We start from the raw sequence: 24,597 nt of genomic DNA, 5'->3' as shown, positions 1-24,597 counted from the left end.
ACTTAACAATTATCTACCGCTGGTGATATCGAGTCGATCCCGACTCACGGTCGGCGTTCTCAGATAGGATGAGCCGGGGCGAGTTATCGATGCCGGCCTGCCTGGGGCAGCATTCCTGGCCTCAGCGAGACTGCCGATGCAGTCAGAAGCCCTGGCCCGCATGTCGTTCGCCATGACGACGATCGCGAAGCCGGGAACCCCCCAACTGCGGCGCTGGTCGCGGTGGCACCCCGGGCTTGTTCAGCCTCCAGCTAGGCGGCGTGCAAAGAGGCGACCGTAGCCGGGCTTCGCGCCATTGACATCGAGCACGTCGAGGCTGTGCCAGAACGAGGCCTGGACGGCGGAGATGACCGGCTTGCCCAACCTGTCCTCCAGCGCCTCGATGGCGCCGACCGAGCGGAAATTGGTGCAGCTGATGAAGATCGCCGTCGCGTCGGGATGGTCGACCGAGAGCACATGATCGAAGACCTGCTCCAGCGGCACATCGGCCAGCGCGTGGTCTTTGTCGATGCCGAGATTGCCATGGCGCACGACTTCGTGGCCGTTTTCCTCGAGAAAGCGGATGGCGCGCTGGTGGATCTCATCGACATAAGGTGTCGCAAGGGCGATCTTGCCGGCACCTACCTCGGCGAGGGCGGCCAGGGTCGCCGTCGAGGCGGTGGTGATCTTGGGACCGGGCGCCCATTCCTTCAGCTTGGCCGTCAGCGCATGGTCATACGCTGTGCCGCGCAGGAAGGAGGCGCTCGTGCCGCCAAAGCACAGCACGTCGATGGGCGCCGATCCGAGCAGGCGGGCGGACTGCTCCAGCACAGGCGTGCCCATCATCTCTTCGATGCCTTCGATCGTCACCTTCGGCAGATGGATGCGCGTCGTGTGCACGGAGACGCCTTCCGCGGCCATGGCCCACATCTCAGCTTCCATCACGACGCTGGACGCGATGTAGATCAGGCCGATCCGCGCCTTGTAGCCGTCGCCATCCGGACGGAACGGAAGATGTTCTTGAATCATGGCTCGCCTCGCAATTCGGTCGAACATCCGGGATCACGTCCGGGGGGTCCAGTCGTGCGAGGACATGATTGTCGAAAGCCTCGGCTCCGAAAAGCTGAGGTGAGACCAGCCGTGTATTCGGAAAACCTGATCCAGCGCCCTTGATTTTACTAGTTGCGATCGTTCCAATGATCGAGATGCTTGACGGCTCTGATGAGGGCGTCGGACGGCAGATCAATTTCTCATCGTCAATACGCATCGGATGAATACAAGATAGCTTCGGATTGCGCGCTGTAAAGCTCGCAAGTCGAGGCCGTTTCTACTTGTTATCGATGCTGATACCATGATCAGTGCTTCATCAGTCGTCCGCACAAAAACGCGTCAACTGCACAAACATTCACGCATCCGGGATAATTGTTCAAAATAACATTGACGCGTCTGACGCATTACTTCGATCTATGGTTCCAGCAGCGGGCTTCCAGGCCCGTATCCTTCAGGAGCCAGACATGAACCGCGCAACTTTCGCCCGCTCGATCTTCGCCGCTGCGCTGGGCACCGTGCTCCTCGGCATGCCGGCATTCGCCGCACCCTTGAAGATGAGGATGGCCGGTGACTCGCCCCAGGGTGCGCTGGACACGGTGCTGATGCAGACCTTTGCGGACAACTTGAAGGCCAAGCTCGGGGCGGACTTCGAATACGAGTTCTTCCACTCGGGCGCACTGGGCGACGAGAACGTCCACATGCAGCAAATCCGCACCGGCCAGATCGACGTCTACCCCATGGGTTCGGACGCAGTGGGTCTCGACAAGAGCTGGTCCGTCTTCGACATGCCCTTCATCTTCAAGGACCGCGCCGCCGTGGCGAAGGTCGTCGACGGAGAGATCGGCGAGCGGCTCCGCACCTCGATGCGCGAGCGCGCCGGCCTTGAAGTGCTGGCCTTCGGCGAGATCGGCTTCCGCCAGATCACCAACAATGTTCGCGCCGTGAAGACCCCCGCCGACTTCAAGGGCATGAAGATCCGCGTGCCGGGCAGCCCGACCCGCGTGCTCATGTTCAAGACCCTCGGCGCCTCCCCGATGAATATGAGCTTTTCGGAGGTCTACCTGGCGCTGCAGAGCGGCACGATCGACGGGCAGGAGAACCCTCTGGACGACATCGTCATCCGCTCTATCCACGAAGTGCAGAAGCACATCTCGATCTCGAACCACGTCTACACACCCTGTACTCTGGTCATGAACCTCAAGAAATATGAGAGCCTGAGCGACGCGCAGAAGACGGCCGTGAAGGAAGCTGCACTCGATGCCGCGAAGAAGGTGCGGGAGATGGGTGCGGCCAAGGATGCCGACCTCGTCGTGAAGCTCCGCGACAGCGGGAAGATCACCGTCTCCGAGATCGACCTCGAGAGCTTCAAGCAAAAATCAGAGCCGCTCTACGCCGCCGTCGGCAAGATCGCAGGCGAGCAACTCGCCAAGGACGTCCTCGCCGCTGCCGCGCAGTGACACTCCGGACGCGCGGCCACGGCGCCGCGCGTCCACAACGTTTGAGGACGGACCCCGATGAGTACGAGCCCACGCGAGCCCGTGGACTATGCCGGCGACGGAACACCTGTCCGGTTGCAGCCCGATTACGAGGCCCTGCGGACAATCGAGCTCAGGGACGCTGGCGAAGGCACATTGATCGAGCGCATCGTGGACGGGGTGATCGGGGCCGTGGGCGCGGGCTGTATTCTGAGCATGACCATGCTCGTCTTCTGCAATGCCCTCTCGCGCTACCTCTTCAGCAATTCTTTTATCTGGGCCGATGAGATCATCGTCTCGCTGATGCCGTGGCTGGCGATGTCGGGCGTGTACCTCTCCATCCGCCGCCGCGACATGATCCGCATCGACTATTTCGTCGAGAAGCTGCCGCCGCGCCCCCGGCGGGCGCTGATCGTGGGCTCGCAGTTCATCTCCGCCGCGGCCTTTGCGTTTCTGGCGATCGGCGGATTCCAGTACCTCACCATGTTCGGCGGCGACACCACGCTTTACCTCGACCTGCCGACCGGCTGGTTTACCTCCGCGCTGCTCATAGGCGCGGGCCTCGTCTTCGCCGCCTTCGTGATCGAAGGCGTCCGCGACGCACGGAAGGAAGCCTGATCCATGTTCGGCGCTCTGTTTGGAATTGGCCTCCTCGTCGTCATGCTGATCGGGGGAGTGCCGATGGTCGCGGCACTGCTCGGCTCGGTCGCCATCGGTCTCGTCATCGCAGGGCAGTGGGCTCTCGTCGTGCCGCAGGCGATGGTCAACGGCATCAGCGACTACACGCTGATTTCGCTTCCGCTTTTCGTGCTGGCAGGCGTGCTGATGAATGTCGGCGGGCTATCGGTGCGGCTGTTCGACTTCGCGCATTCGCTGGTCGGCTGGCTGAAGGGCGGCCTTGCGCAGGTCGACGTGCTGACAAGCATCTTTCTGGGCGGCATGTTCGGCTCGTCCACCGCGGATATTGCGGGCACCGGGTCGATCACCATCCCGGCGATGAAGCGGGCAGGCTATTCGCCGGCGTTCTCGGCGGCGACCTGCGCCTCGTCCTCCGGCGTCGGGCCGCTGATCCCTCCGAGTTCGCCCATGATCCTGTACTCCGCAGTGACGGGAACATCGTTGGGCGCGCTGTTCCTGGCAGGCCTCATCCCCGGCATCATCCTCGGCCTGTTGTTCATGGGCGTGGTCTTCATCCTCGCCCGCCGCCGCAACTTTCCACGCCACGGGGATCTCTCCTTCGCAGAGATCGCGCTGACCTTCCGACGCGGTCTGCTGGCCATGGGCATGCCCGCCATCATCGTCGGAGGCACTTCGGTCGGCGTCTTCACGCCGACGGAGGGCAGCGCGTTCGGCGTGGTTTATGCGGCAGCCCTGGCGGGCTTCATCTATCGCTCGCTGAGCTGGGCCGAATTCTACAGGTCCTGCATTTCTGCGGTTCAGCTTTCCGGCGAACTGCTTGTCATGGTGGGGCTCTCCGGAACCCTCGGGGTGGCGCTGGCAAACGCCGGCGTTCCCCAGGCTCTCGCAACGTTCGTGGAAGCGGTCACGTTCTCCGACAGCATGTTCCTGCGCATCGCCATCCTCGTGCTGCTCGCGGTGGTCGCCGGCATGGTGCTGGATCCGCTCATCCCGGTGCTGGTGCCGGCCATTCTGCCAACGCTGCTCGCCTTCAACATCGACCTCATCCAGTTCGGCGTGCTGATGGTGATGGCAGTCGTCATCGGGCAGCTGCATCCGCCGATCGGCATCGCCTCTATCATTGCCGGCCGCATTGCCGGCGTCGATCAGATCCAGGTGTTCCGGGCCAACATTCCGTTCTTCGTCACGATCGTGGTCTTCACCATCGTGCTGATCGCGGTGCCCGAACTGAGCACCTGGCTCCCGAACTACATGAAGGACTGACGCGCGATCCTCCGTTCAGGACCCAGCGCAAGTCTTGGAGACACGATGTGAGAGAATGGATCATCATGAACTGGGTGCGCGGAACAGAGCGCTCCAAAATCTGGGCGGTCATGCCGGTGGATGGATTGACCGCGCTGCCGACGATCGATGAGCGGGGCTATTGGGACGACTTCCGGCGCGTCGAACCGGCCCGGTTCCCGGAGCGGGAAGACGCCGATGCAGCTATAGCAACGGACGGCTTCTACTTCACGCGGGAGAAGACGGCCATTGGGCCGATGATAAAGCTCTAGCTCAGGAATTGCCCGGCAAAGATTAGGGCCCCACTTCAATGCTGCCGATGCGTGCGGTCGGAAGAGAGCCCGTCACGCGTCTCTGCACTTCCGCCGCTGAGATCTCCGTAATGGCGTGGTCAATCCGGCAGTGGGATGTGCTCGTTGCGGTCGTTGATCGGCAGATCGAAGCGTCCCTTGCCCCAGTTCTGCGCACGCCATTGCGCTTTGGCTTCCTCGATGCGCTCCTGCGAAGACGCCACGAAGTTCCACCAGATGTAACGTGGCCCCCCAAAAGTCGCGCCGCCCAGGATCATCAGCCGCGCGCCCCGGCTTCCGGCCGCGACGGTGATCTTGTCCCCGGGGCGGAAGACCATCATCTGGGATGCCGAGAACTCCTGACCGGCGATCAGGATCGAACCCTCGATGATGTAGATGCCGCGATCCTCGTGATCGTCCGGCATGGGCAGCAGGCGCCCGGCCTCGAGCGCGACATCGGCATAGAAGGTGTCCGAAAACATCGTTGCGGGAGCGTTCTCCCCGTAGGCGCGCCCGAGGATCAGGCGGACCGACACGCCCCGGTCCTCAATCACGGGCAGGCTTTCCTTGCCGTGATGCTCGAAGCTCGGCGCCACGTCTTCGTGGCTCTCCGGCAAGGCCACCCAGGTCTGGACGCCCAACAGGCTCTGGGGGCCGCTGCGGCCTTCCGGCGTCGTGCGTTCGGAGTGGGTGACGCCGCGCCCGGCGACCATCCAGTTCACCGCGCCGGGATGGATCATCTGGTCGGCACCGGTGCTGTCCTGATGATGGAAGTCGCCGCGGTACAGATAGGTCACGGTGCCGAGGCCGATATGGGGATGCGGCCGGACATCGATCCCCTGGCCTGTGAGCAACTCCGCCGGGCCGACCTGATCGAAGAAGATGAAGGGGCCGACCATCTGGCGCTTCGGCGCGGGCAGGGCACGGCGCACCTCGAAGCCGCCAAGGTCGCGGCTGCGCGGAACGATGAGGGTCTCGATCGAGTCGATCGACACCTCGTCGGGGCAGGCCGGTTCAAGGGCCGGGTTCCAGCTCATGCGGTGATCTCCGTGGGTGGACGCAAACTGGCTGATGAAAGCGGGGCGTTCGGGCCGGGAGTCTTTTTCGCCGCGCAAGCTCCGCTGCCAGCAGGGCCATTGGCTTCCCATTACCCTTGAGCCGAGGCGGGAACTAGACGCAAATCGCGCGCAACGGTGTTCCGCAGGGAGGAACGTGACGCTGCGCTCGGAGCCTAACCGCGTGCCGAGTGATCGCTGAAGCGCGGGTCGCGCTGAAACAGTTCGACCAGCAGTTCGGTGAGGACCCTGATCTTCCGCTCGGGATGCTGTCCGGGTGGGCGCACCACGAAAGCTCCAGCGCGCGGCAAGGGATAACGGGCCATGACCGGTACGAGCGCACCGGCCTCCAGTTCTTCGTGGATGATGCAATCGGGCAGTTGAGCAATGCCCAGTCCGGCGACTGCGGCGACCGCCAGGGCGCTGCCGTTGTCGGCCTTGAAGTGACCGCGGGGCTGGATGGTGACGATGTCGTCGCCATCCAAGAAGCGCCAGCTCTCCGTGCCCTGCATGAGCACGGAATGCGTGAGCAGGTCCTGCGGCTTTTCCGGCTCGCCATGTTCCTTGATGTAGGCCGGGCTCGCGACCAGCGTTCCCCGGATCGGCCCGACATAGCGTGCGATCAAAGTGGAATCCCGCAGCGTGCCGCAGCGGACGGCGCAATCAAACCCCTCGGCGACGAGATCGACGAAGCGGTCGGTGTAGGACGCGTGGATGTGGAGCTTCGGGTGACGATGCGACATCTCCGCAAGCATGGGCGTGAAATGCGTAGGGCCGAAGGTCAGCGGCATGGCGACGCGAAGCCGTCCGCAGAGTTCCCCATCCGAAACGATCGCCTGCCGGGCGGTTTCGATCTCGAGAAACGCGCGGGCTGCATGGTCGCGGAACAGGGCGCCGGCTTCGGTGAGCGCCGCTCCGCGGGTGGTGCGCGCGAGAAGTTGCACGCCGAGATCGCCTTCCAGGCGCATCAGCCGCCGGCTGACAATCGATTTGGAGACACCGAGCCGCCGCGCGGCCGCTGAAACGCCTCCGGCATCGGCAACCTCCACAAAGGTCTGCAGATCCTCGATCTCCATGGCGCGTTCCCCGCTCTGCGACACAGCTTCCCGGCAGGCGGCGCTACCGTAGCTGCTGCAGGAACGGCAAAACAAGGGCCGCCAGCAGCCGGTGCTGTCTGGAAGAGATCGCTGAAGACATCAGAGGATAGACATGACCTTTCGCAACGGCCTCGACTCCCTCCTCCGCCCTGAAGACGCGGTTCTCGTCCTGATCGATCATCAGGCCTTTCAGCTGACCAACGTGAACAGCCATGACCCCCAGGCCGTGGTCAACAACGTGACCGCACTGGCGAAGCTGGCAAAAGCCTTCAACGTTCCGACCATCCTCACCAGCGTGCTTGCAGTCCGCGGTGGCCTTCTCTTCAAGCAGATTACGGACGTCTTCCCCGGTCAGGAAGTGATCGACCGCACCTGGGTGAACACCTGGGAGGACAAGAAGGTGGTCGATCTCGTCAAGGCCACCGGCCGCAAGCAGCTCATCATCGCCGGCCTCTGGACCGAAGTCTGCGTTGCAATGCCCGTCATCCAGGCGCTGGGCGAAGGCTGGGACGTGACCGTCATCACAGACGCCTCGGGCGGCGTCTCCACCGAGGCCCACGAGGTCGCCATCCAGCGCATGATCGCGGCTGGCGCAAATGTCATGACCTGGATGGCCCTGGCCGGTGAGTGGCAGCGCGACTGGGCGCGCACCGAGCACGTCGAAGCCTTGACCGAGGTGCTGATCTCGCATCTTGGCGGCACGGGCATTGCTTACCTCTGGGAACAGCAATTGCTGAATACGCCGGTGCCAAGCGCGGCAGGCTGACCAGCTAAATGGCGGGCTGGAATCCACGACCCTGTGTCGTAATCCAGCCCGCTCTCGACTTGCGGAAGGCGAAGGCCGGTTCAACAATTTGGCTGACGGCGTCTCCTATCCGCCGCCATGAAGAGTTCTGGTAGCCTCCGCTTTTGGAGAGCACAGAAGCAGAGGACGATTCCATGGCCGAGGCTGGTTTGGGGCACACGATCGGCCCGGCACTTGTCCTGATGAGTGCCGCGGTGGTTTCCGTGCCGCTGTTCCGGCGGCTGGGTCTTGGGTCCGTCCTCGGCTACTTCGCCGCCGGCGTGCTGGTGGGCCCGTCCGTGCTGGGCCTGTTCACCGACGCGCAGTCCACGCTGCACTTCTCGGAACTCGGCGTGGTCATGTTCCTGTTCGTGATCGGACTGGAACTGCGCCCGCCAAAGCTCTGGGCGATGCGCGGCCAGATCTTCGGGCTTGGCCTCGTGCAGGTCGCCGGCGCAATCGCGGCCCTTGCGCTGACGGGCGCGCTCCTGTTCGGCTTTTCCGCACCCGTCGCCTTCGTTGCCGGCGCCGGCTTCGTCCTGTCCTCCACCGCCGTCATCATGTCCGTGCTGCAGGAACGGGGCGAGATCGCGACACCTGAAGGCCAGAGGTCTGTCTCGATCCTCTTGTTCGAAGACCTGATGATCGTGCCGCTCCTGGCAATCGTGGCCTTTCTGTCGCCGTTGTCGGAGGGGCAGGCGGGTTGGAGCGGCGTCCTGGTGGCCGCAGCGGCGCTGTGCGTTCTTCTCGCGGTCTCCCGTTGGGCGCTGAACCCCTTCTTCTCAGTGTTGGCGAAGGCGCGGACGCGCGAAGTTCTGACGGCGGGCGCGTTGGTGGTGGTCCTGGGTGCGGCGCTGCTCATGGAGGTTGCCGGATTGTCCATGGCCATGGGCGCCTTCCTCGCCGGCGTGATGCTCTCGAGTTCCAGCTACCGGCATCAGATCGAGAGCGACATCGAGCCGTTTCGTGGGCTGCTGATGGGCCTGTTCTTCCTCGCCGTCGGCATGTCGCTCGACCTCGCCATCGTCGCTGCGGAATGGCGGCTTCTCCTCGCTCTGCTGACCGCGTTCATGATCGCGAAGGGCGTCGCCGTCTACGCAGTCGCCCGGCTCTTCCGCAGTTCCAATCCCCGCGCTTTGCATCGAACCTCGATGTTCCTGCAGGGAGGCGAGTTTGCGTTCGTGCTCTACACCGCGGCCACCGCCGGCGGCGTGATCGACGCGCGGGAGAACGCCCTTTTTTCGACCGTCGTGATCCTGTCCATGGCCCTGACGCCGCTGGTCATGATCGCCACCGAGCGGTTGCTCCGTTCGGACAAAGCCATGGATGGCGTTGATCTGGCGCAGGACCTGCGCGGGCGGGTTCTCATCATCGGCTTCGGGCGCTTCGGCCAGATCGCCTCGCAGGCACTGCTGTCCAAGGGCGTCTCGCTCGCGGTCATCGACCGGGATCCCGACAGGATCCGCGAAGCCGACCGCTACGGCTTCAAGGTCTATTTCGGCGATGGCACGCGTCTCGATGTGCTTCGCCATTCCGGTGCTGAAGAGGCCGATGCGATCATGATCTGCGTCGACGATCCGAAGGCCGCCTTGCAGATCGCGGAGCTCTTGCAGCACGAATGTCCCCAAGCGAGGCTGCTGGTGCGAAGCTATGACCGCGACCACGCGGTGGACCTGATCCGCGCCGGCGTCGACTACCAGATCCGCGAAACGGTCGAATCCGCCTACCTCATGGGAGCGGAGGGCCTGCGCGCCCTTGGTTTCGCGGATGTCGACGTCGAAGAAGCCGTCGAGGACGTCCGGCGGCGCGATGCCGAGCGGCTGGCAGAGCAGGTGCAGGGCGACGCTCTGTCTGGACGTGACAGGCTGCACCTCCAGCCAGTCACCTGAATGAGGCATCGTCAGTGCGCCGTGTCGGATGTCCTCACAACCTCACCGGGTCACGCGAACCTCTGCAATGATTTACTCCGCGGCCAAGCGTTGGGCCGTTATGTGCTGGAACACCTCGAACCCCTCAAATTGGGGATGGCCGATATAGGTGGGCGCGCGGCCGCTGGTGTTCGGGCGGGCGTGAGAGGCGCGGAACGCGTCCGAGCGGGTCCAGTTCTCGAAATCGGCCTTTTCGCGCCACACCGTGTGTGAGGCATAGAGCACATGGTCTTCATGCTCCGGCCCGCGCAGCATGTGGAACTCCACGAAACCCGGCAGATCGTTGAGCCGGCTTTCGCGCTCAAGCCAGATCTGCTCGAAATCCCCGGTGGATTCCTTGGCGACCTTGAAGCGGTTCATGGCGATGAACATCGGCGGTTCTCCTTGTCGATGATGGCCGGGCGGCATCTCTGCCGCCCAAGGGAAAGGCTGTCGCCGGTCAGAACTGGTAGGTGGCGCTGACCTTGAAATTACGCCCCGGCTCCGAGAAGTACTGCTTGTTCGCAGCCGTGACATCGAGCGTCTTGTAATAGGTCTTGTCGAGGATGTTGAAGACGCCGGCACGCAGCGTGAGGCCTTCGGCGAAGTCCGGCTGCCACCAGGCCGTGAGGTCGAGAATGGCATAGCCGGGCGTGGCGGAGGCTGCGTTTTCCACGTCCGAGCCGTCGACAACCGCACCCTCATCCGACTTGAAATCACGCGAGGCGGCGGCGGTAATGATGACGTCCGAACCCCAATGCGCGGCTTCATAGCCCACCGCCATCTGCACACGTGCGGCGGGGATCGTGTTCAGTCCGACGCCCGTATCCATGTCCTCGCCGTGGTAGATGCCGAGATCGCCCCAGGTCCGGAAGCCGGACTCGTGGCGGTAGTGGATCGCGGCCTCGCCGCCGTAGATCTCGACATTGTCGATGTTGACGACCTGCGTGATTCCGAGCGGATAGGTGCCTGGCGGCACGCCGTATTCGGCCGCGGTGACGGGCACGACATCGATGAAGTTCTTGTATCGGTTGTAGAACGCGCCGACCGATCCGCCGAAGCCGTCATCCCCTAGTTTGACCCCCACATCGAAGCCATTGCTGGTCTCTGGCTCAAGGTCCTCGTTGCCGACCCGCAGATAGGTGCCCGAACCGCCATAGGTCAGGTACAGCTCGTTCGCGGAGGGCGCACGGAATGCCTGCGCCCACTGGGCATAGACCGTAACCTCGGCCGCGACATCATACTCCGCGCGCAGCTTGCCGGAGAACGCGGAATCGCTGGAATCCGCGGGCAGTTCGCCCTGAAAGCTGGGATTGTCCTCTAGGCCTGCGGTCTCCTGCGGCTTCTCCTCGTACCAGTCATAGCGGATGCCCGGGGTCACGCGGAGCCGCCCGCCCATCAGCCCGATCTCGTCCTCGATGAATGCGCCGAAGGTCGTGCCCTCCACTTCAGGCATGTCCGCCTGGTTGGTGTGGAGGAAGCTGCAGGTGGCGAAAGGCGGGTAGGGGGGTGGCAGGCAATTGTCCTGGCCCGACGAGAAGGAGGACGCCTTGCTGGCGAACAGCTCACCGCCATAGCCGACGCGATGCTCAGCGCCGCCGAGGTCCAGAATGGAGAGCGCGCTGCCGGTTAGTCCGACACGTTCTTCCTCGCGCTCGGTGAGGCGGCTGTAATCACCGAAAGGACGGCTCGCGCCGAGACGAAAGCCGCTGAAGTCCGTGTCGAGCTGCTGGCGCTGCCAATAGAGGATGGCGCTGGCCTCATCGATCACGCCGCCGCCATCATAGCGGTAGTCGACTGAAACGCGCTGGCGCTTGACCGTCTCGTCGGTTGTCGCCGAGCCCTGCCGGTAAGCCGCCGTGCTGGCCAGCCGGTTGTCGATCTCTTCCTCGCGGTTGAAGTGCTCGCCTGTGATGCCGAAGCGATGGCCGCCGTCCACGTAGTGGTGCAGCTTCACTAGCACGTTCTCCTGATCGTAGTCGGACGGATTCTGCTCGGTCCGTGTCGCGCCGTAGAAGTCGATATCCCCCATATTCTCGAGCTCGTTGCCGGCGCGGTATCCGCCCTGAACGAGCATGAAGGTCTGGCCGACCCGAAGTGCCGCCGCCTGGTCAATGCGCCAGCTGTCGTCCGAGCTGTCAAAGCCGCTGCGGGTGACCGCGCCCCAATTGCGGCCGGGCTTGATGATGTCCTCGGGATCCAGCGTGCGCAGCGCCACCGCGCCGCCGAGCGCACCGGAGCCGAACACCGTGGAGTCCGAGCCCTTCACGATGTCCACCGAGGACAGGGTGTCGAAGTCGACGCTGTTCACGCCGCCGGTCAGGCCGCGCGCCCCGTCCTCGATCCATGGCACCCGGATGCCGTCCACGGTGGTCAGCACGCGGCTGGTGTCGAGGCCGCGCACATTGAAGCTTCGCGAAGTGCGATCATAGGAGACGCCGGGCGCAAGGCGGTCGATGTCGCGGATGTCGGTTACCTGCCGGCTGTCGAGCTCGGCACGGTCCGCCCGCGTGGTCAGGACCGTCTCCTTCTCCGTCGGCACGTCGGCGGCCGGGACTTTCCTGCCCTGTCCGTCCACGACAATCGTTTCGAGCTCGACGTCTTGCTCCGCGACGGCCTGCGCCCATGCCGGCGCCGCGATCACCAGCGCCGCCATTGCCACGCCTGCCCTCAAACCGGTTCTGCCCATTGCCCCGCCCCTGAATCCATGAGGATGCAGGCCTTGCTGGCTGGGTCGGATGCTCCGGGACCTTGCTTGCTAGCCTAATGGAGAACCGCAGCCCTGCGGCGCTCTTGATTGACGCTACTACAGAAAACTGAGAAGAGAAGTCAAATGAAATCAAAGTTTCCGACAGTCTAGAAGTCAAATAATTCTAATGAACAAGATGCCAGGCATCCATGATGTCGATGAGAGTGCGGTCGTTGATCGTATAGATCCGATACAGCGCCCCGACGGCTCGCCGATCCGCGTTTTCGATACACGAGAATTGTTCAAAACAGATTCCGAGATCGGAATTGTTCATAACGACAGCTTGTACCGTCTCCGCATCACGCGGGGCGGAAAGCTGATCCTCAACAAGTAGAAGCGGGCCATGATGATCGCGCAGATTTCAGCAAGACTGGCCGGGCCGGCACTTGCGGCTTGCCTGCTGCTCGCCGCTGCAGCCCATGCCGAAAGCAGTGAGCCGCACCGCATCGTCTCGGTTGGTGGCGCAACGACCGAGACGCTTTTCGAACTTGGGCAGGCGGATCGCGTGATCGCCCGCGACAGCACCAGCGTCTATCCGCAGGCCGTCCTCGCCAAGCCGGATGTCGGTTACATGCGCGCCTTGTCCGCCGAGGGGGTTCTCGCGCTTTCACCGGATCTTGTGCTGATGGAAGAGGGGGCCGGCCCTCCGGACGCCGTGTCTCTCATTGCCCAGTCCGGCGTCCGGATCGTGACCGTCCCTGCTGGATACCGGTCGGAGAGCCTGCCCGGGAAGATCCGCACCATCGCCGCCGCCGTGGGCCAGACCGCTCAGGGCGAGGTCCTCGCCGAAGGTGTTGCCCGCAAGCTGGCCGATTTCGATCGCGACCTCGGAAGCGTCACGGTTCGCAAGCGCGTGCTCTTCATCATGTCGCTTGCCGATGGACGGCCTCTCGCGGCCGGAACGGGCACGGCCGCCGACGCCATGATCCGTCTGGCCGGTGGCGAGAACGTGCTGTCAGCCATGAGCGGGTACAAGACGCTGTCGCTCGAAGCGGCGGCCGCGCTGCAGCCGGACGTGATCCTGCTGCCCGATCATGCGGCGCCTGCCGGCCTGACGGGCGACGTGCTGGACATGCCGGCCTTTGCGGACACGCCCGCGGCGCGCTACCGCGCCCTCTACCGCATGGACGCGCTGTACCTCTTAGGCTTCGGCCCCCGCACGCCGGATGCCGGGCGTGAACTTGCCGGCAAGCTCTACCCGAGCTTGCGGCAATGACCGCCCCATGAGCCTGTCCATGAGCGCACAAGGCGGGCGGCCCGTGGCCGGCGACCGCTCCGCCGCCGCGGCGTTCTTCCTCATCCTCCTGGCCGTGCTGACGGCGGCCGTCGCCGTGGTGTCGCTCGGCACAGGACCGGCCCCCCTTCCGGTGGCCCGCGTGGTCGAGATCCTGCTGGCCGGACCGGCCTCCGGAGCGAGCGGTGACGGGCTCATAATCTGGCAGATCCGGGTGCCGCGCATCCTCATCGGCTCATTGGTGGGAGCCACGCTCGCGGTTTCCGGGGCACTGATGCAGGGCCTGTTCCGAAATCCGCTGGCTGATCCCGGGTTGGTCGGCGTGTCCTCCGGCGCGGCGCTCGGTGCTGTCTCCACCATCGTCTATGGCGGCACCGTTCTCCTGCCGCTCACCCTGGTGTTCGGCAGCTACGCCATAGCCGTCGCCGCCTTCGTGATGGCCTTCGCCTCGACGCTCCTGCTCTACGCCATCGCCACGCGGGGAGGGCGGACATCGATCGCGACCATGCTCCTTGCCGGGATCGCGCTCGGCGCGTTCTCGGCGGCGGCCACGGGTCTTCTCGTCTTCACCTCGAGCGATCAGCAATTGCGCGACATCACCTTCTGGTCGCTGGGCGGCCTCGGCGGCGCCTCCTGGAACAAGCTTGCCGTCGCCGGTCCGATCATGCTGGCCGTCCTGCTGGCCATGCCGGTGCTGGCACGTGGCCTCAACGCCTATGTGCTGGGCGAGGCCGAGGCCTTCCATCTCGGCGTCCACGTCCAGCGGCTGAAGTTCGCGGCCATCTTCCTCGTGGCGGCCGGCACGGGAGCGGCAGTCGCCACCAGCGGGGTCATCGGCTTCGTCGGCATCGTGGTGCCGCATCTCCTGCGCCTTGCGATGGGGCCCAACCACCAGCCGCTCCTGCCGGCCTGCGCCATGGGCGGGGCGGTGCTGCTGCTGGTGGCCGACATGGTGGCCCGCACCATCGTCTCCCCGGCCGAACTGCCCATCGGCATCCTGACGGCCGCGCTTGGCGCGCCGTTCTTCCTGTGGATGCTGCTCCGGCGGCGCGGCCTGGTGGACCTCTGATGTCGTTCAGGGCCGAGGGGGTCGGTTTCAGCTTCGGAGCACGCCCGGTGCTCGACAAGGTGTCGATGGCGGTCGAGCCGGGACGCCTGACCGCGGTCGTGGGACCGAATGGCGTGGGCAAGTCCACCCTGTTCAAGGCGCTGACGGGAGAACTCGCGCCCTCAAGCGGACGCGTCACCTTCGAGCAGAAAGACATAGCGGGCATCGGCGGGCGCGGTCTTGCAGCACTGCGCGCGGTACTGCCCCAGAGCTCGCAGCTGTCCTTTCCCTTCACCGCGCTTGAAGTGGTCCTGCTCGGCCTGGAAGCCCGCCCCGGCCTTGCCGCGGCCGCGCGCCATGCATCCGCCCTCGCCAGCCTTCACGCCGTGGATCTTGCGGAGCTGGAGGGCCGCTTCTACCAGCAGCTGTCGGGCGGCGAGCAGCAGCGCGTCCACCTTGCCCGCGCACTGTGCCAGGTCGGCGCGCCCATGCGCGACGGTCGCCCGCGCTACCTGTTCCTGGACGAGCCAACCTCCAGCCTGGACATCCGGCACCAACTGCAGGCGCTGTCGCTGGTGCGCGATTTCGCGCGTCAGGGCGGCGGCGTGCTGGCCATCCTCCACGATCTCAACCTTGCGGCCGCCTTCGCCGATCACGTCGTCGTCCTGCACCAGGGCCGCGTCCACTCGCAAGGCGCACCGAGGGATGTGATCACTGACGATCTTCTGAGTTCGGTGTTCGAAGTGCCGCTGGAAGTAGGCTGGGTGCCGCAGGGAGCGCCGTTCATCCTGCCCCACAGGCTCGCCGGCGCATGAGCGAAGGCACATCATGGCCCTCGGATGATTGCAGAAGCTTGAATGAAGTAGTGGGCAGGGACATCAGCAACGAGCTTCACGACGTCGTGCTGGCAAACGAGCGCCGCTGGGATAACGGCCGCTCCGGAGTTGATGAGCGGCAGGAGCGTTTTCGCCCGCTGCAACCGTGATCGATGGCGGCGCAGTTTGGGCCGGCGACACCGCTGAAAATGGGAGGCAAAAAAAGCCTGTTGTCTTTGAGCTTCGGTAGGACCTCCCTGCTACTGACCTTGCAGCCTACCCCAGTGAACAGAAAGAACGTCGTCATGAGGAGAACCGCCTTATCCCTCATTGCCTGCATGCTTGCCGCACCAGCCATGGCCGATCTGCAGACAAGTGTCGTCGTGACGAAGATTCTTGAGGCTGACAGAACAATATCGGGCGACCCTATCGTCTTGCCGACCGGGCCGGCCAATGTGGTCGTCTCGAAATATGTCATCGCGCCGGGTGCTGCTTTGCCGGTGCACCGTCACAGTTTCCAGCGGTTTGCCTACATATTGTCTGGAACGCTGGAGGTCAGGAACGCGGACACGGGCGTGACCCGAAAGTTCGATGAGGGAGATTTCGTGGTGGAGGGGGTCGGATACTGGCATAACGGCAGCAACATAGGGGCCGAGCCGGTGGTTTTGCTGGTTATCGATCAGACAAATGGCCCGGGCTCGAACGTCGAACTTGGAAAGTAGCCGCAGGCCAGCTTTTGGGTACGGGCATTCCGGCCCTCGCCCATGCGATGGTGGGTTGTGCGGGAGTACTCGACCGTAGTGGGGGGTATCGCTCCGCCCGGCGCCACGGGCGCCCGTTGCGGCACCGAGTGGCCGCGACTAGCGTCAGCTAGCCGGGCTCGACCAGGCGATATCCCACACCGGTTTCCGTCAGGATGATCTCGGGACGCTCGGGATCGCGTTCCAGCTTTTGGCGCAACTGGCGAATGTAGATTCGAAGATATTGAACGTCGCCCGCGGCACCCCACACCTCCTGCATGAGCATGCGATGCGTCAGCACCTTGCCGGCATGCGTGACCAGAAGCCGAAGGATGTCGTACTCTTTGGGAGACAGCTTCACCGCCTCTCCAGCGCGTGTGATCCTGCGGCGCATCAGGTCGACGTGCACGTCGCCGGCCTGAAACAGCGGATCGCCGCCTTGGTCCTGAACGCGGTGCCGGAGGGCGGCACGGATGCGGGCCAGCAACTCGGCCATGCCGAACGGCTTGGTGACGAAGTCGTCGGCGCCGAGATCGAGCGCCTCGACCTTGCCGCGTTCGTCACCTCGGCTCGACAGGACGATGATCGGTAACCGCGAGCCGGCCGACCTCAGGCGGCGGATCACTTCGCTGCCGTCCATGTCCGGTAGGCCAAGGTCGAGCAGCATGACGTCCGGCTTTTCGCGTGCGGCGAGATCAAGCGCCTGTCCGCCGGTCTCGGCCTCGATGACGTGGAAGCCGTTCGGCCCCAGGCTGGTGCGCAGGAGCCGCCGGATCGGCGGCTCGTCCTCGACGATCAGGATGGGAACGCCGTCGTTCATCCCGCGGCCTGTTCAAGGATGGCGGGCAGCAGGAGCGGCGCAGGGAACCGGATCGTGAACACCGCGCCCGGCCGGTCGGGCCGGCTGCCGGCGGTGATCGTGCCGCCCAGCGCCTCCACGAAGCCGCGGCAGATCGCAAGCCCAAGCCCCGTGCCGGCGAGGCGATGATCGCGCGCGCGAAAGCGCTGGAATTTCTCGAACACTGTTTCCTCGGCGCCCGCCGGAATTCCCGGACCTTCGTCGAGCACGCGGAGGACCATTCCGGCGGCATCATGCCCCGCGTCGATGGTGATGAGGGTGCCGGCAGGCGTGTACTTGGCGGCGTTCTCGATCAGGTTCACCAGCACCTGCTCCAGCAGAACGGCGTCGGATGCAAGGAAGGGCAGGCCTTCTTCCATCGCAAGGGCCGTGCGGTGCCCCTCCAGTACCGATTTGGTGGCCTGGAGCGCGGTGGCGATGACCTCTCCCATGTCGACCGGCGTGCGTTCGATGACGATAGCTCCGGAATCGATGCGCGTCATGTCCAGAAGGTTGCCGACGAAGCGCGTCAGCCGCCGGGCCTCCTCCTCGATGGTGGCGGCAAGGTCGTCGCGATCGGCGCGGTCGAACAGATGCCCGAACTGGCGGAGTGAAGTGCTGGCGCCGAGGATGGACGCGAGCGGCGTCTTGAGATCATGAGACAGCGAGGCCAGCAGGGCCGAACGTAGCCGCTCGGTCTCGGCTGCCAGCCGCGTCTGTCCCATCTCCTCGGCAAGGTCGAAGCGCTCGACCGCGATGGCTGCCTGGTCCATCAGGGCTTCGAGCAGGCGCCGCTCGTCTGGCGTCAGCAGCGGCCCCGGCCGTGCGCGCGTCAGCCCGACGACACCGAGCCCACGGTTACCCGCCCGCAGCGGCACGAAGAGACGACGCGTGCCGGGCAGCGTGTCGGAGCCCCGACCTGCCGGGGCTCCTGCCTCGCACGCCCATTTGGCCGCTCCGAGATCGGCATCATCGAGTTCGTCTTCCGGTGGGTAGCTGGCCCGCAAGTCGAGCCGGCCGCCGCGGGCCAGCAGCACCACCACGTCGAGCCGCAGCATGGAGGCGATCTGGTAGGCGGTCGCCCACAGCAGGTCATCGAGCGTGCCGACCGCCGCGACCTTGCGGCTGAAGGTGTAGAGCGCCTCCGTGGTGCGGACGCGATTGCGCGCGGTGACCACCTGCGCCCGCACCCGCGCCGCCAGATTGCTGACGATGAGCGCGATGATCAGGAAGAATGCGAAGGACGCCACGTTGGTCGGCGAGGCGATGGTGAAGGTCAGGATCGGCGGCAGGAAGAAGAAGTTGTAGGCAAGGGACGCCAGAACGCTGGCGGCCAGCGACGGCACCAGTCCATAGCCGATGGACAAGGCGATGACCGCCAGCAGGAACACGAGATCGACGGTCTCGAGGCCGACGACGGGCTCGATGAGCTTGCCTGCGCCGAGCGCCACGGCCACGGCCGCGACGACAACGGCATAGGGTCCCGCCTTTCCGGTGGCGCCGCCAGCGGAGGCGATGCGCGTCGGCGCCTGCTCCTCCGCCTCGTCGCCCGCCACCACATGCACGCCGACAGGACCCGCACGGCGCACGAGATCGTGGACCACGGAGCCGTGCAGCATCTCGAACAGACGCGAACGGCCGGACTTGCCGATCACGATCTGGGTGATGTTGTTGCGCCCGCAAAACGCCAGCACCTCATCGACGATGCTGTCCCCCGGCAGCGTGACGGCCTCGCCGCCCAACTGCTCGGCCAGACGCAGCCTGTCGGCGACACGGTCGCGCTCCTCCTCCGAAAGGTGATGGCTGCGCGCCGTTTCCACGTAGAGAGCCGTCCACGGCGCGTGGAAGCGGCCAGCCATGCGGGCGCAGGTGCGGATCAGCCCGGCGCCGCGCGCATCCTCGCTGACGCAGACGAGCACGCGCTCGCCTGCCGCCCAGGGCCCCCGGATCGCAAGCGATTGCATATGCGACAGCAACTGCTCGTCGACGCGCTGGGCGGTGCGGCGCAGCGCCAGTTCGCGCAGTGCCGTGAGGTTGCCGGGCGAGAAGAAATGGTTCAGCGCCCTGCGCGCCTGCTCGGGCACGTAGATCTTGCCGTCCTGCAGGCGCTGGATCAGTTCGTCCGGCGAGATATCGACCACCTCGATATCGTCGGCGCGGTCCAGGATCGCATCCGGCACCGTCTCGCGCACGCGGATGCGGGTGACGCGGGCGACGACGTCGTTCAGGCTCTCGACATGCTGGATGTTCAGGGTGGTGATGACGTCGATGCCGGCGGCCAGAAGCTCCTCGACGTCGAGATAGCGCTTGGGGTGTCGGCTGCCCGGCACATTGGTGTGGGCAAGCTCATCGACGAGGACAAGCGACGGGCGCCGGGCGAGGATGGCGTCGAGGTCCATCTCCTCGCGGGCGTGCGCTCCGTCGGGGATGATGCGGCGCGGAACGATTTCGAGGCCGGCGACCAGAGCCATGGTCTCGGCCCGCCCATGGGTTTCCACGATGCCGACGACGACATCCACCCCCTGTTCGCGGAGGCGCCGGGCGTCCAGCAGCATCTCATAGGTCTTGCCGACGCCGGGAGCCGCGCCGAGCAGAACCTTCAGCCGGCCCCGCAGTGGTGCGGCGGGTCTGCCCAGATCGTTCGGATGGTCGGGCGACGTCATCGCACCGCTATAGCAGACGGCCGGCTTGCACGCTCCAGCGCCCAGGCAAGTTCGGCGCAGAACGGGTTCCTGGATCGTGCATTGCGCAGGCCGCCCAGCGCAGGAAGATCACGCGTCACCCGGTCGAAGCAGCGCATCACCTGCGGCAGCATCGGATCGGCATCCGGGCCGACAATCGCGAAAACAAGATCGACAGCATCGCCGTCCGCGATTGCCACCGGGTGCCGGAGCCGCACCGCCATCCAATGCACGTCGCGCGCCTCGGGAACGCGCGCAACGGCCAGCAGGGCACCGTTGACGCCACCGCCGTAGCCGGACTGCACGTCCTCCTCGAATGCGCGGTAGATGCGCTGGGCTCCCAGCCCGGTGCTTTCCCAAAGCCGGGCCGAGACCAGCGCCAGCACATTCAGCCGCGCCTCGCCCTCCAGGCCGAACAGAACGCTCCGGGGATCGATGACCCGGAAGCGTTCCGACATGGCACCCGTCACCTGCCTGCCTCCGCGTCGAGGGCGAGGTTCACGGCCAGCACGTTGACCCGAGCCTCGCCCAGCACGCCGAACTGACGCTCCTCGACGTGGCGGGCGAGGATTTCGCGGACGCGCGCCGCATCGACACCGCGCGCTGTGGCCACGCGGGCAACCTGCACCTCCGCCGAGGCCGGCGAGATGTGCGGGTCGAGACCCGACGCCGAGGTGGTGACAAGATCGGCCGGCACCGGCCCCTCAGGCACGTCGGCGCGGGCCTTGGCGACATCGGCCGCCAAGCGCTCCGACAGGGCCTTGCTGGTCGGTGCGAGATTGGAGCCCGACGATGCGGCGGCGTCGTAGCCCTCCTTGCCGGCGGCCGAGGGTCGGCCGTGGAAGTAGCGTTCGCCGGCAAAGGTCTGGCCGATCAGCGCGGAGCCGACCACGGTTCCGTTGCGCTCGATCAGGCTGCCGCCGGCTTGCGACGGGAAAAGAGCCTGTGCGGCGCTGGTGACGAACAGCGGGTAAATGAGCCCGGTGACGACTGTCATCAGGACGATCATCACAAGGGCGGGACGGATCTGGTTGAGCATGATGTTGACCTCAGGCAAGGCCGATGGCGGACACGGCCATGTCGATCAGCTTGATGCCGACGAAAGGCACGACGAGGCCGCCAAGGCCGTAGATGAAGAGATTGCGGCGCAGCAGTGAAGCCGCGCCGACGGCCTGGTAATTGACGCCGCGCAAAGCGAGCGGGATCAGCGCGACGATGACCAGCGCGTTGAAGATGATGGCCGACAGGATGGCGCTTTCCGGCGTCGCCAGCCCCATGACGTTGAGCACGCCAAGCTGCGGGTAGAACGCCAGGAACATCGCCGGGATGATGGCGAAATACTTGGCCACATCGTTGGCGATGGAGAACGTCGTCAGCGCGCCGCGCGTCATCAGCAATTGCTTGCCGATGGACACGATCTCGATGAGCTTGGTCGGGTCGGAATCGAGATCGACCATATTGCCGGCCTCGCGCGCCGCGACCGTGCCGGTGTTCATCGCCACGCCGACATCGGCCTGCGCCAAAGCGGGAGCGTCGTTGGTGCCGTCGCCGCACATCGCCACCAGCTTGCCCTTTGCCTGTTCGTCGCGGATGAGCGCCAGCTTCATCTCGGGCGTTGCCTGGGCGAGGAAGTCGTCGACGCCCGCCTCGGCCGCTATGGCGGCGGCGGTGAGGGCATTGTCGCCGGTGATCATCACGGTGCGGATGCCCATGGCGCGCAGATCGGCGAAGCGCTCCCTGATGCCGCCCTTCACCACGTCCTTGAGGTGGACGACGCCCAGCACGCGCGCGCCATCGGCGACCACCAGCGGCGTGCCGCCGGACTTGGCGACGGCCTCGATGGCCTGCGTCACCTCCGGCGGAAGGCCTGCCCCTCCTTGTCCGCGAACGTAAGCCGCGACAGCATCTCCCGCGCCCTTGCGAATGCGGCGGCCATCCACGTCCACGCCGGACATGCGGGTTAGCGCGGTGAAGGGGATGAAGTCGGCCTTCAGCGAGGCCATGTCGCGGCCGCGGATTCCGTACTTTTCCTTTGCCAGCACCACGATGGATCGGCCTTCCGGCGTTTCGTCGGCCAGCGAGGCAAGCTGTGCAGCGTCGGCGAAGTCACGCTCGCCGACGCCTGGCGCCGGCACGAACTCCGTCGCCACGCGGTTGCCGAGCGTGATGGTCCCGGTCTTGTCGAGCAGAAGCGTGTCGACATCGCCCGCGGCCTCCACCGCGCGGCCGGACATGGCCAGCACGTTGAAGCGCACCAGGCGGTCCATGCCGGCGATGCCGATGGCCGAGAGCAGCGCGCCGATGGTGGTGGGGATCAGGGTCACGAACAGCGCCACCAGCACCACGACGGGAATGGCGCCGCCGGCGTAGGTCGCGAAGCTCGGGATCGAGGCCACGGCGAACACGAAGATAAGCGTCATGCCCGCGAGCAGGATGTTGAGCGCGATCTCGTTCGGCGTCTTCTGCCTCTCGGCGCCTTCGACAAGGCCGATCATGCGGTCGAGGAAGGTGGAGCCCGCCGCCGCCGTGATGCGAACGCGGATGCTGTCGGAGATGACCTGCGTGCCGCCCGTGACCGCCGAGCGGTCGCCGCCGGATTCCCGGATGACCGGCGCGCTCTCGCCGGTGATGGCGGCTTCGTTGACCGAGGCAACGCCCCAGATGACCTCGCCATCGGACGGGATGATGTCGCCGGCTTCCACCAGCACCACCTCGCCCCGCTGCAATTGCAGCGCCGGCGTGGGCACGACGAGGCCGGTGGCCTCGTCCACGATCAGCTTGGCCACGACCTCGCTGCGCGACTGCTTGAGGCTGGCGGCCTGTGCCTTGCCACGACCCTCGGCCACGGCTTCCGCGAAGTTCGCGAAGACCAGGGTAAACCACAGCCACAGGACGATCTGCGCGGAAAGGCCGATCCGCTCGCCGCCGGTGGCGATGTCGCGCACCAGCAGGACCGTGGTCAGCAGGGCCACGACCCAGACCACGAACATCACCGGGTTCTTGATGAGGTGGCGCGGGTCGAGCTTGCGGATGCTCCCGCCCAAAGCGGGCAGGAGGATCTCAGGGGTGAAGGTGGAGGACTTCTTACGGGTGCTCATCTTGGCGACCGATCAAAACAGGGTGCCGGACAGCATGGCGAAGTGTTCCGCCAGGGGTCCGAGCGCGAGGGAAGGCAGGAAGGTCAGGCCGCCGACGATCAGGACGACGCCGACGAGAAGGCCGACGAACAGCCCGCCATGGGTGGGGAATGTCCCGCCCGATTGCGGCAGCGTGGTCTTGGCGGCGAGCGAGCCGGCAATCGCCAGCACCGGCACGATGATGAAGAACCGGCCGACGAACATCGCGATGGCGAGCGTGAGGTTGTAGAAGGGCGTGTTGCCCGAGAGGCCGCCGAACGCCGAACCGTTGTTCGCTGTCGCCGAGGTGTACGCATACAGAACCTCCGAGAAGCCATGCGGGCCGGCGTCCTGCAGGCTCGACAGGCCAGCCGGGATGACCACCGCGAGCGAGGTGAAGCCGAGGATCGCGAGCGGCGAGCACAGCACCGCCAGCATCGTCATCTTGACCTCGCGGCCCTCAATCTTCTTGCCGAGATATTCCGGGGTTCGGCCCACCATGAGGCCGGCGACGAACACGGCGATGATCGCGAACAGCAGCATGCCATAGAGGCCCGCGCCGACGCCGCCGACGATGACCTCGCCCAGTTGCATGTTGAGCAGCGTGACGAGGCCGCCAAGCGGGGTCAGCGCGTCGTGCATGGCGATGACCGCACCGCACGAGGCAGCCGTGGTGATGACTGCGAACAAGGCTGACATGGCCGTGCCGAAGCGCACCTCCTTGCCCTCCATGTTGCCGAAGGAGGGGTCGAGCCCGAGCGCGGCATGGATCGGGTTGCCATAGGCTTCCGCCGCATAGAGCGCCGTGACACCGGCCAGGAACAGCACGCCCATGGCGCCGAGAATGGCCCAGCCCTGACGCTCATCGCCAACCATGCGGCCGAAGGTGTTGGTCAGCGCCGCGCCGATGGCGAAGATCGCTACCATCTGGATGAGGTTTGAGAAGGGCGTCGGGTTCTCGAAGGGATGCGCGGAATTGGCGTTGAAGAAGCCGCCGCCATTGGTGCCGAGCATCTTGATCGCCTCCTGGGAAGCGACGGGGCCTTGCGCGATGGTCTGTTGCGCGCCCTCAAGCGTGGTCACCGCGGTATAGGCGTCGAAATTCTGCGGCACGCCCTGCCACACCAGGACGAGAGCGATGAGGATCGACAGCGGCAGCAGCACGTAGAGCGTGGCCCGCGTCATGTCGGCCCAGAAATTGCCGACGGTGCGCACGGAGCGCCGCGAGAACCCGCGGATCAGGACGATGGCCAGCGCGATACCGGTCGCCGCCGAGGCGAAGTTCTGCACCGTCAGCCCCGCCATCTGGGCAAGGTAGGACATGGTGCTTTCGCCCCCATAGTTCTGCCAGTTGGTGTTGGTGACGAAGCTGATTGCGGTGTTGAAAGACAGGTCGGCCGGCACGGCGCCGAAGGCCTGCGGGTTCAGCGGCAGCACGCCTTGCAGGCGCTGCAAGCCATAGACCAGCAGGAACCCCGCAAGATTGAAGGCCAGCATGGAGACGGCGTACACGCTCCAGTGCTGCTCTGCCTCGGCGCGGACGCCGGCAAGGCGATAGAAGCCGCGCTCGAGAGGGCCGAACACGGTCGAAAGGAAGGTGCGCTCGCCGCCGAAAAGCCGCGCCATGTAGCCGCCGAGGGGCTTCACGAGCACCAGAACAAGTGCGCAGAAGATGAGGATCTGCACCCAGCCATTGATGGTCATGGCGCCCTCAGAACCGTTCGGGGCGCACGAGCGCGTAGACGAGATAGACGAACAGGAAAACCGTGACGGCCCCGCCCAGCATGTAGTCGAGGGTCATGGTCAGATGCCCTCCGCG

General features: G+C 65.4%; 24 protein-coding genes. 12 read left to right on the top strand and 12 right to left on the bottom strand.

Features of this window, described 5'->3' with window-relative positions; genetic code table 11:
- Window positions 1-240: 240 nt before the first annotated feature.
- Entirely contained in the window at window positions 241-1,008 is a 768-nt protein-coding gene (locus SCD90_RS01740) for a maleate cis-trans isomerase family protein (protein WP_319842891.1), read from the bottom strand.
- Window positions 1,009-1,493: 485 nt separating this feature from the next.
- On the opposite strand from SCD90_RS01740, the gene SCD90_RS01735 reads away from it, so the two are divergent.
- From SCD90_RS01735 to SCD90_RS01720, 4 genes are read left to right on the top strand one after another with little or no spacing between them, the layout of a single operon-like run.
- Complete coding sequence (locus tag SCD90_RS01735; RefSeq protein ID WP_319842890.1) at window positions 1,494-2,486, top strand: TRAP transporter substrate-binding protein; 993 nt, start codon at window positions 1,494-1,496, stop codon at window positions 2,484-2,486.
- A gap of 57 nt (window positions 2,487-2,543) precedes the next feature.
- The gene (locus SCD90_RS01730) at window positions 2,544-3,122 is read left to right on the top strand and encodes a TRAP transporter small permease (RefSeq protein WP_319842889.1); all 579 of its coding nucleotides are present in this window, start codon (window positions 2,544-2,546) and stop codon (window positions 3,120-3,122) included.
- 3 nt (window positions 3,123-3,125) lie between these two features.
- Complete coding sequence (locus tag SCD90_RS01725; RefSeq protein WP_319842888.1) at window positions 3,126-4,406, top strand: TRAP transporter large permease; 1,281 nt, start codon at window positions 3,126-3,128, stop codon at window positions 4,404-4,406.
- Window positions 4,407-4,453: 47 nt separating this feature from the next.
- Entirely contained in the window at window positions 4,454-4,696 is a 243-nt protein-coding gene (locus SCD90_RS01720) for a hypothetical protein (protein WP_319842887.1), read from the top strand.
- A gap of 119 nt (window positions 4,697-4,815) precedes the next feature.
- On the opposite strand, the gene SCD90_RS01715 is transcribed toward SCD90_RS01720, so the two are convergent.
- Both SCD90_RS01715 and SCD90_RS01710 read right to left on the bottom strand, forming a co-directional pair.
- Window positions 4,816-5,751 carry a pirin family protein gene (locus SCD90_RS01715; RefSeq protein WP_319842886.1) on the bottom strand — a complete coding sequence of 312 codons (936 nt, stop codon included), beginning with the start codon at window positions 5,749-5,751 and terminating at the stop codon, window positions 4,816-4,818.
- 194 nt (window positions 5,752-5,945) lie between these two features.
- A complete protein-coding gene (locus SCD90_RS01710; protein WP_319842885.1) occupies window positions 5,946-6,845 on the bottom strand; it encodes a LysR family transcriptional regulator in 900 nt (299 codons plus the stop codon).
- 133 nt (window positions 6,846-6,978) lie between these two features.
- Between SCD90_RS01710 and SCD90_RS01705 the strand changes: the two genes are divergently transcribed.
- Together SCD90_RS01705 and SCD90_RS01700 are read left to right on the top strand one after the other, a co-directional pair.
- A complete protein-coding gene (locus tag SCD90_RS01705; protein ID WP_319842884.1) occupies window positions 6,979-7,632 on the top strand; it encodes a hydrolase in 654 nt (217 codons plus the stop codon).
- Between the two features lie 173 nt (window positions 7,633-7,805).
- On the top strand, window positions 7,806-9,539 hold the full coding sequence (locus tag SCD90_RS01700) for a monovalent cation:proton antiporter-2 (CPA2) family protein (protein ID WP_319842883.1): 1,734 nt from the start codon (window positions 7,806-7,808) through the stop codon (window positions 9,537-9,539).
- Between the two features lie 72 nt (window positions 9,540-9,611).
- Here SCD90_RS01700 and hmuQ read toward each other — a convergent pair whose 3' ends face one another.
- Window positions 9,612-9,950, bottom strand: a complete 339-nt coding sequence (gene hmuQ / locus SCD90_RS01695; protein WP_319842882.1) for a heme-degrading protein HmuQ — start codon at window positions 9,948-9,950, stop codon at window positions 9,612-9,614.
- 67 nt (window positions 9,951-10,017) lie between these two features.
- Window positions 10,018-12,246 carry a TonB-dependent hemoglobin/transferrin/lactoferrin family receptor gene (locus SCD90_RS01690; protein WP_319842881.1) on the bottom strand — a complete coding sequence of 743 codons (2,229 nt, stop codon included), beginning with the start codon at window positions 12,244-12,246 and terminating at the stop codon, window positions 10,018-10,020.
- Window positions 12,247-12,433: 187 nt separating this feature from the next.
- Between SCD90_RS01690 and hemP the strand changes: the two genes are divergently transcribed.
- From hemP to SCD90_RS01660, 6 genes are read left to right on the top strand one after another with little or no spacing between them, the layout of a single operon-like run.
- Window positions 12,434-12,640 (top strand): hemin uptake protein HemP, encoded by a 207-nt coding sequence (hemP, locus tag SCD90_RS01685; RefSeq protein WP_319842880.1) that lies wholly within the window; start codon window positions 12,434-12,436, stop codon window positions 12,638-12,640.
- Window positions 12,641-12,649: 9 nt separating this feature from the next.
- Window positions 12,650-13,522, top strand: coding sequence for a heme/hemin ABC transporter substrate-binding protein (locus SCD90_RS01680; RefSeq protein WP_319842879.1), 873 nt, complete (start codon window positions 12,650-12,652; stop codon window positions 13,520-13,522).
- Window positions 13,523-13,541: 19 nt separating this feature from the next.
- Window positions 13,542-14,609: a FecCD family ABC transporter permease gene (locus SCD90_RS01675; RefSeq protein ID WP_319842878.1), complete on the top strand. Its 1,068-nt coding sequence runs from the start codon at window positions 13,542-13,544 to the stop codon at window positions 14,607-14,609.
- Window positions 14,609-15,403, top strand: coding sequence for a heme ABC transporter ATP-binding protein (locus SCD90_RS01670; protein WP_319842877.1), 795 nt, complete (start codon window positions 14,609-14,611; stop codon window positions 15,401-15,403). Before SCD90_RS01675 ends, SCD90_RS01670 begins: the two co-directional genes overlap by 1 nt.
- Window positions 15,400-15,573: a hypothetical protein gene (locus tag SCD90_RS01665; RefSeq protein ID WP_319842876.1), complete on the top strand. Its 174-nt coding sequence runs from the start codon at window positions 15,400-15,402 to the stop codon at window positions 15,571-15,573. The genes SCD90_RS01670 and SCD90_RS01665 overlap by 4 nt, the downstream gene beginning before the upstream one ends.
- Before the next feature lie 3 nt (window positions 15,574-15,576).
- A complete protein-coding gene (locus tag SCD90_RS01660) occupies window positions 15,577-16,125 on the top strand; it encodes a cupin domain-containing protein (RefSeq protein ID WP_319842875.1) in 549 nt (182 codons plus the stop codon).
- 148 nt (window positions 16,126-16,273) lie between these two features.
- Here the strand turns inward: SCD90_RS01660 and SCD90_RS01655 are convergent, their stop codons facing one another.
- From SCD90_RS01655 to kdpF, 7 genes are read right to left on the bottom strand one after another with little or no spacing between them, the layout of a single operon-like run.
- Window positions 16,274-16,963, bottom strand: coding sequence for a response regulator (locus SCD90_RS01655; RefSeq protein ID WP_319842874.1), 690 nt, complete (start codon window positions 16,961-16,963; stop codon window positions 16,274-16,276).
- Window positions 16,960-19,644 carry a sensor histidine kinase KdpD gene (locus SCD90_RS01650; RefSeq protein ID WP_319842873.1) on the bottom strand — a complete coding sequence of 895 codons (2,685 nt, stop codon included), beginning with the start codon at window positions 19,642-19,644 and terminating at the stop codon, window positions 16,960-16,962. The genes SCD90_RS01655 and SCD90_RS01650 overlap by 4 nt, the downstream gene beginning before the upstream one ends.
- Window positions 19,641-20,120: a PTS sugar transporter subunit IIA gene (locus SCD90_RS01645; protein WP_319842872.1), complete on the bottom strand. Its 480-nt coding sequence runs from the start codon at window positions 20,118-20,120 to the stop codon at window positions 19,641-19,643. Before SCD90_RS01645 ends, SCD90_RS01650 begins: the two co-directional genes overlap by 4 nt.
- Before the next feature lie 8 nt (window positions 20,121-20,128).
- Entirely contained in the window at window positions 20,129-20,701 is a 573-nt protein-coding gene (gene kdpC, locus SCD90_RS01640; protein ID WP_319842871.1) for a potassium-transporting ATPase subunit KdpC, read from the bottom strand.
- Between the two features lie 10 nt (window positions 20,702-20,711).
- Window positions 20,712-22,760 carry a potassium-transporting ATPase subunit KdpB gene (gene kdpB, locus SCD90_RS01635; RefSeq protein ID WP_319842870.1) on the bottom strand — a complete coding sequence of 683 codons (2,049 nt, stop codon included), beginning with the start codon at window positions 22,758-22,760 and terminating at the stop codon, window positions 20,712-20,714.
- A 12-nt stretch (window positions 22,761-22,772) separates the two neighbouring features.
- Entirely contained in the window at window positions 22,773-24,482 is a 1,710-nt protein-coding gene (kdpA, locus tag SCD90_RS01630) for a potassium-transporting ATPase subunit KdpA (RefSeq protein WP_319842869.1), read from the bottom strand.
- Window positions 24,483-24,489: 7 nt separating this feature from the next.
- Window positions 24,490-24,579, bottom strand: a complete 90-nt coding sequence (gene kdpF, locus SCD90_RS01625; protein ID WP_319842868.1) for a K(+)-transporting ATPase subunit F — start codon at window positions 24,577-24,579, stop codon at window positions 24,490-24,492.
- Window positions 24,580-24,597 lie beyond the last annotated feature (18 nt).

Origin of the sequence: Terrihabitans rhizophilus (genome assembly GCF_033898525.1) — a bacterium.
GTDB classification, from domain to species: Bacteria; Pseudomonadota; Alphaproteobacteria; order Rhizobiales; family Methylopilaceae; genus Flaviflagellibacter; species Flaviflagellibacter rhizophilus.
This window is presented reverse-complemented; position numbering and strand designations above follow the sequence as displayed.

Excerpts from the sequence above, each read along its gene's own strand:
- SCD90_RS01740 (WP_319842891.1), bottom strand. The coding sequence starts at position 1,008 with ATGATTCAAGAACATCTTCCGTTCCGTCCGGATGGCGACGGCTACAAG.
- SCD90_RS01735 (WP_319842890.1), top strand. The coding sequence starts at position 1,494 with ATGAACCGCGCAACTTTCGCCCGCTCGATCTTCGCCGCTGCGCTGGGC.
- SCD90_RS01730 (WP_319842889.1), top strand. The coding sequence starts at position 2,544 with ATGAGTACGAGCCCACGCGAGCCCGTGGACTATGCCGGCGACGGAACA.
- SCD90_RS01725 (WP_319842888.1), top strand. The coding sequence starts at position 3,126 with ATGTTCGGCGCTCTGTTTGGAATTGGCCTCCTCGTCGTCATGCTGATC.
- SCD90_RS01715 (WP_319842886.1), bottom strand. The coding sequence starts at position 5,751 with ATGAGCTGGAACCCGGCCCTTGAACCGGCCTGCCCCGACGAGGTGTCG.
- SCD90_RS01710 (WP_319842885.1), bottom strand. The coding sequence starts at position 6,845 with ATGGAGATCGAGGATCTGCAGACCTTTGTGGAGGTTGCCGATGCCGGA.
- SCD90_RS01705 (WP_319842884.1), top strand. The coding sequence starts at position 6,979 with ATGACCTTTCGCAACGGCCTCGACTCCCTCCTCCGCCCTGAAGACGCG.
- SCD90_RS01700 (WP_319842883.1), top strand. The coding sequence starts at position 7,806 with ATGGCCGAGGCTGGTTTGGGGCACACGATCGGCCCGGCACTTGTCCTG.
- hmuQ (WP_319842882.1), bottom strand. The coding sequence starts at position 9,950 with ATGTTCATCGCCATGAACCGCTTCAAGGTCGCCAAGGAATCCACCGGG.
- SCD90_RS01690 (WP_319842881.1), bottom strand. The coding sequence starts at position 12,246 with ATGGGCAGAACCGGTTTGAGGGCAGGCGTGGCAATGGCGGCGCTGGTG.
- hemP (WP_319842880.1), top strand. The coding sequence starts at position 12,434 with ATGAACAAGATGCCAGGCATCCATGATGTCGATGAGAGTGCGGTCGTT.
- SCD90_RS01680 (WP_319842879.1), top strand. The coding sequence starts at position 12,650 with ATGATGATCGCGCAGATTTCAGCAAGACTGGCCGGGCCGGCACTTGCG.
- SCD90_RS01675 (WP_319842878.1), top strand. The coding sequence starts at position 13,542 with ATGAGCGCACAAGGCGGGCGGCCCGTGGCCGGCGACCGCTCCGCCGCC.
- SCD90_RS01670 (WP_319842877.1), top strand. The coding sequence starts at position 14,609 with ATGTCGTTCAGGGCCGAGGGGGTCGGTTTCAGCTTCGGAGCACGCCCG.
- SCD90_RS01665 (WP_319842876.1), top strand. The coding sequence starts at position 15,400 with ATGAGCGAAGGCACATCATGGCCCTCGGATGATTGCAGAAGCTTGAAT.
- SCD90_RS01660 (WP_319842875.1), top strand. The coding sequence starts at position 15,577 with ATGGCGGCGCAGTTTGGGCCGGCGACACCGCTGAAAATGGGAGGCAAA.
- SCD90_RS01655 (WP_319842874.1), bottom strand. The coding sequence starts at position 16,963 with ATGAACGACGGCGTTCCCATCCTGATCGTCGAGGACGAGCCGCCGATC.
- SCD90_RS01650 (WP_319842873.1), bottom strand. The coding sequence starts at position 19,644 with ATGACGTCGCCCGACCATCCGAACGATCTGGGCAGACCCGCCGCACCA.
- SCD90_RS01645 (WP_319842872.1), bottom strand. The coding sequence starts at position 20,120 with ATGTCGGAACGCTTCCGGGTCATCGATCCCCGGAGCGTTCTGTTCGGC.
- kdpC (WP_319842871.1), bottom strand. The coding sequence starts at position 20,701 with ATGCTCAACCAGATCCGTCCCGCCCTTGTGATGATCGTCCTGATGACA.
- kdpB (WP_319842870.1), bottom strand. The coding sequence starts at position 22,760 with ATGAGCACCCGTAAGAAGTCCTCCACCTTCACCCCTGAGATCCTCCTG.
- kdpA (WP_319842869.1), bottom strand. The coding sequence starts at position 24,482 with ATGACCATCAATGGCTGGGTGCAGATCCTCATCTTCTGCGCACTTGTT.
- kdpF (WP_319842868.1), bottom strand. The coding sequence starts at position 24,579 with ATGACCCTCGACTACATGCTGGGCGGGGCCGTCACGGTTTTCCTGTTC.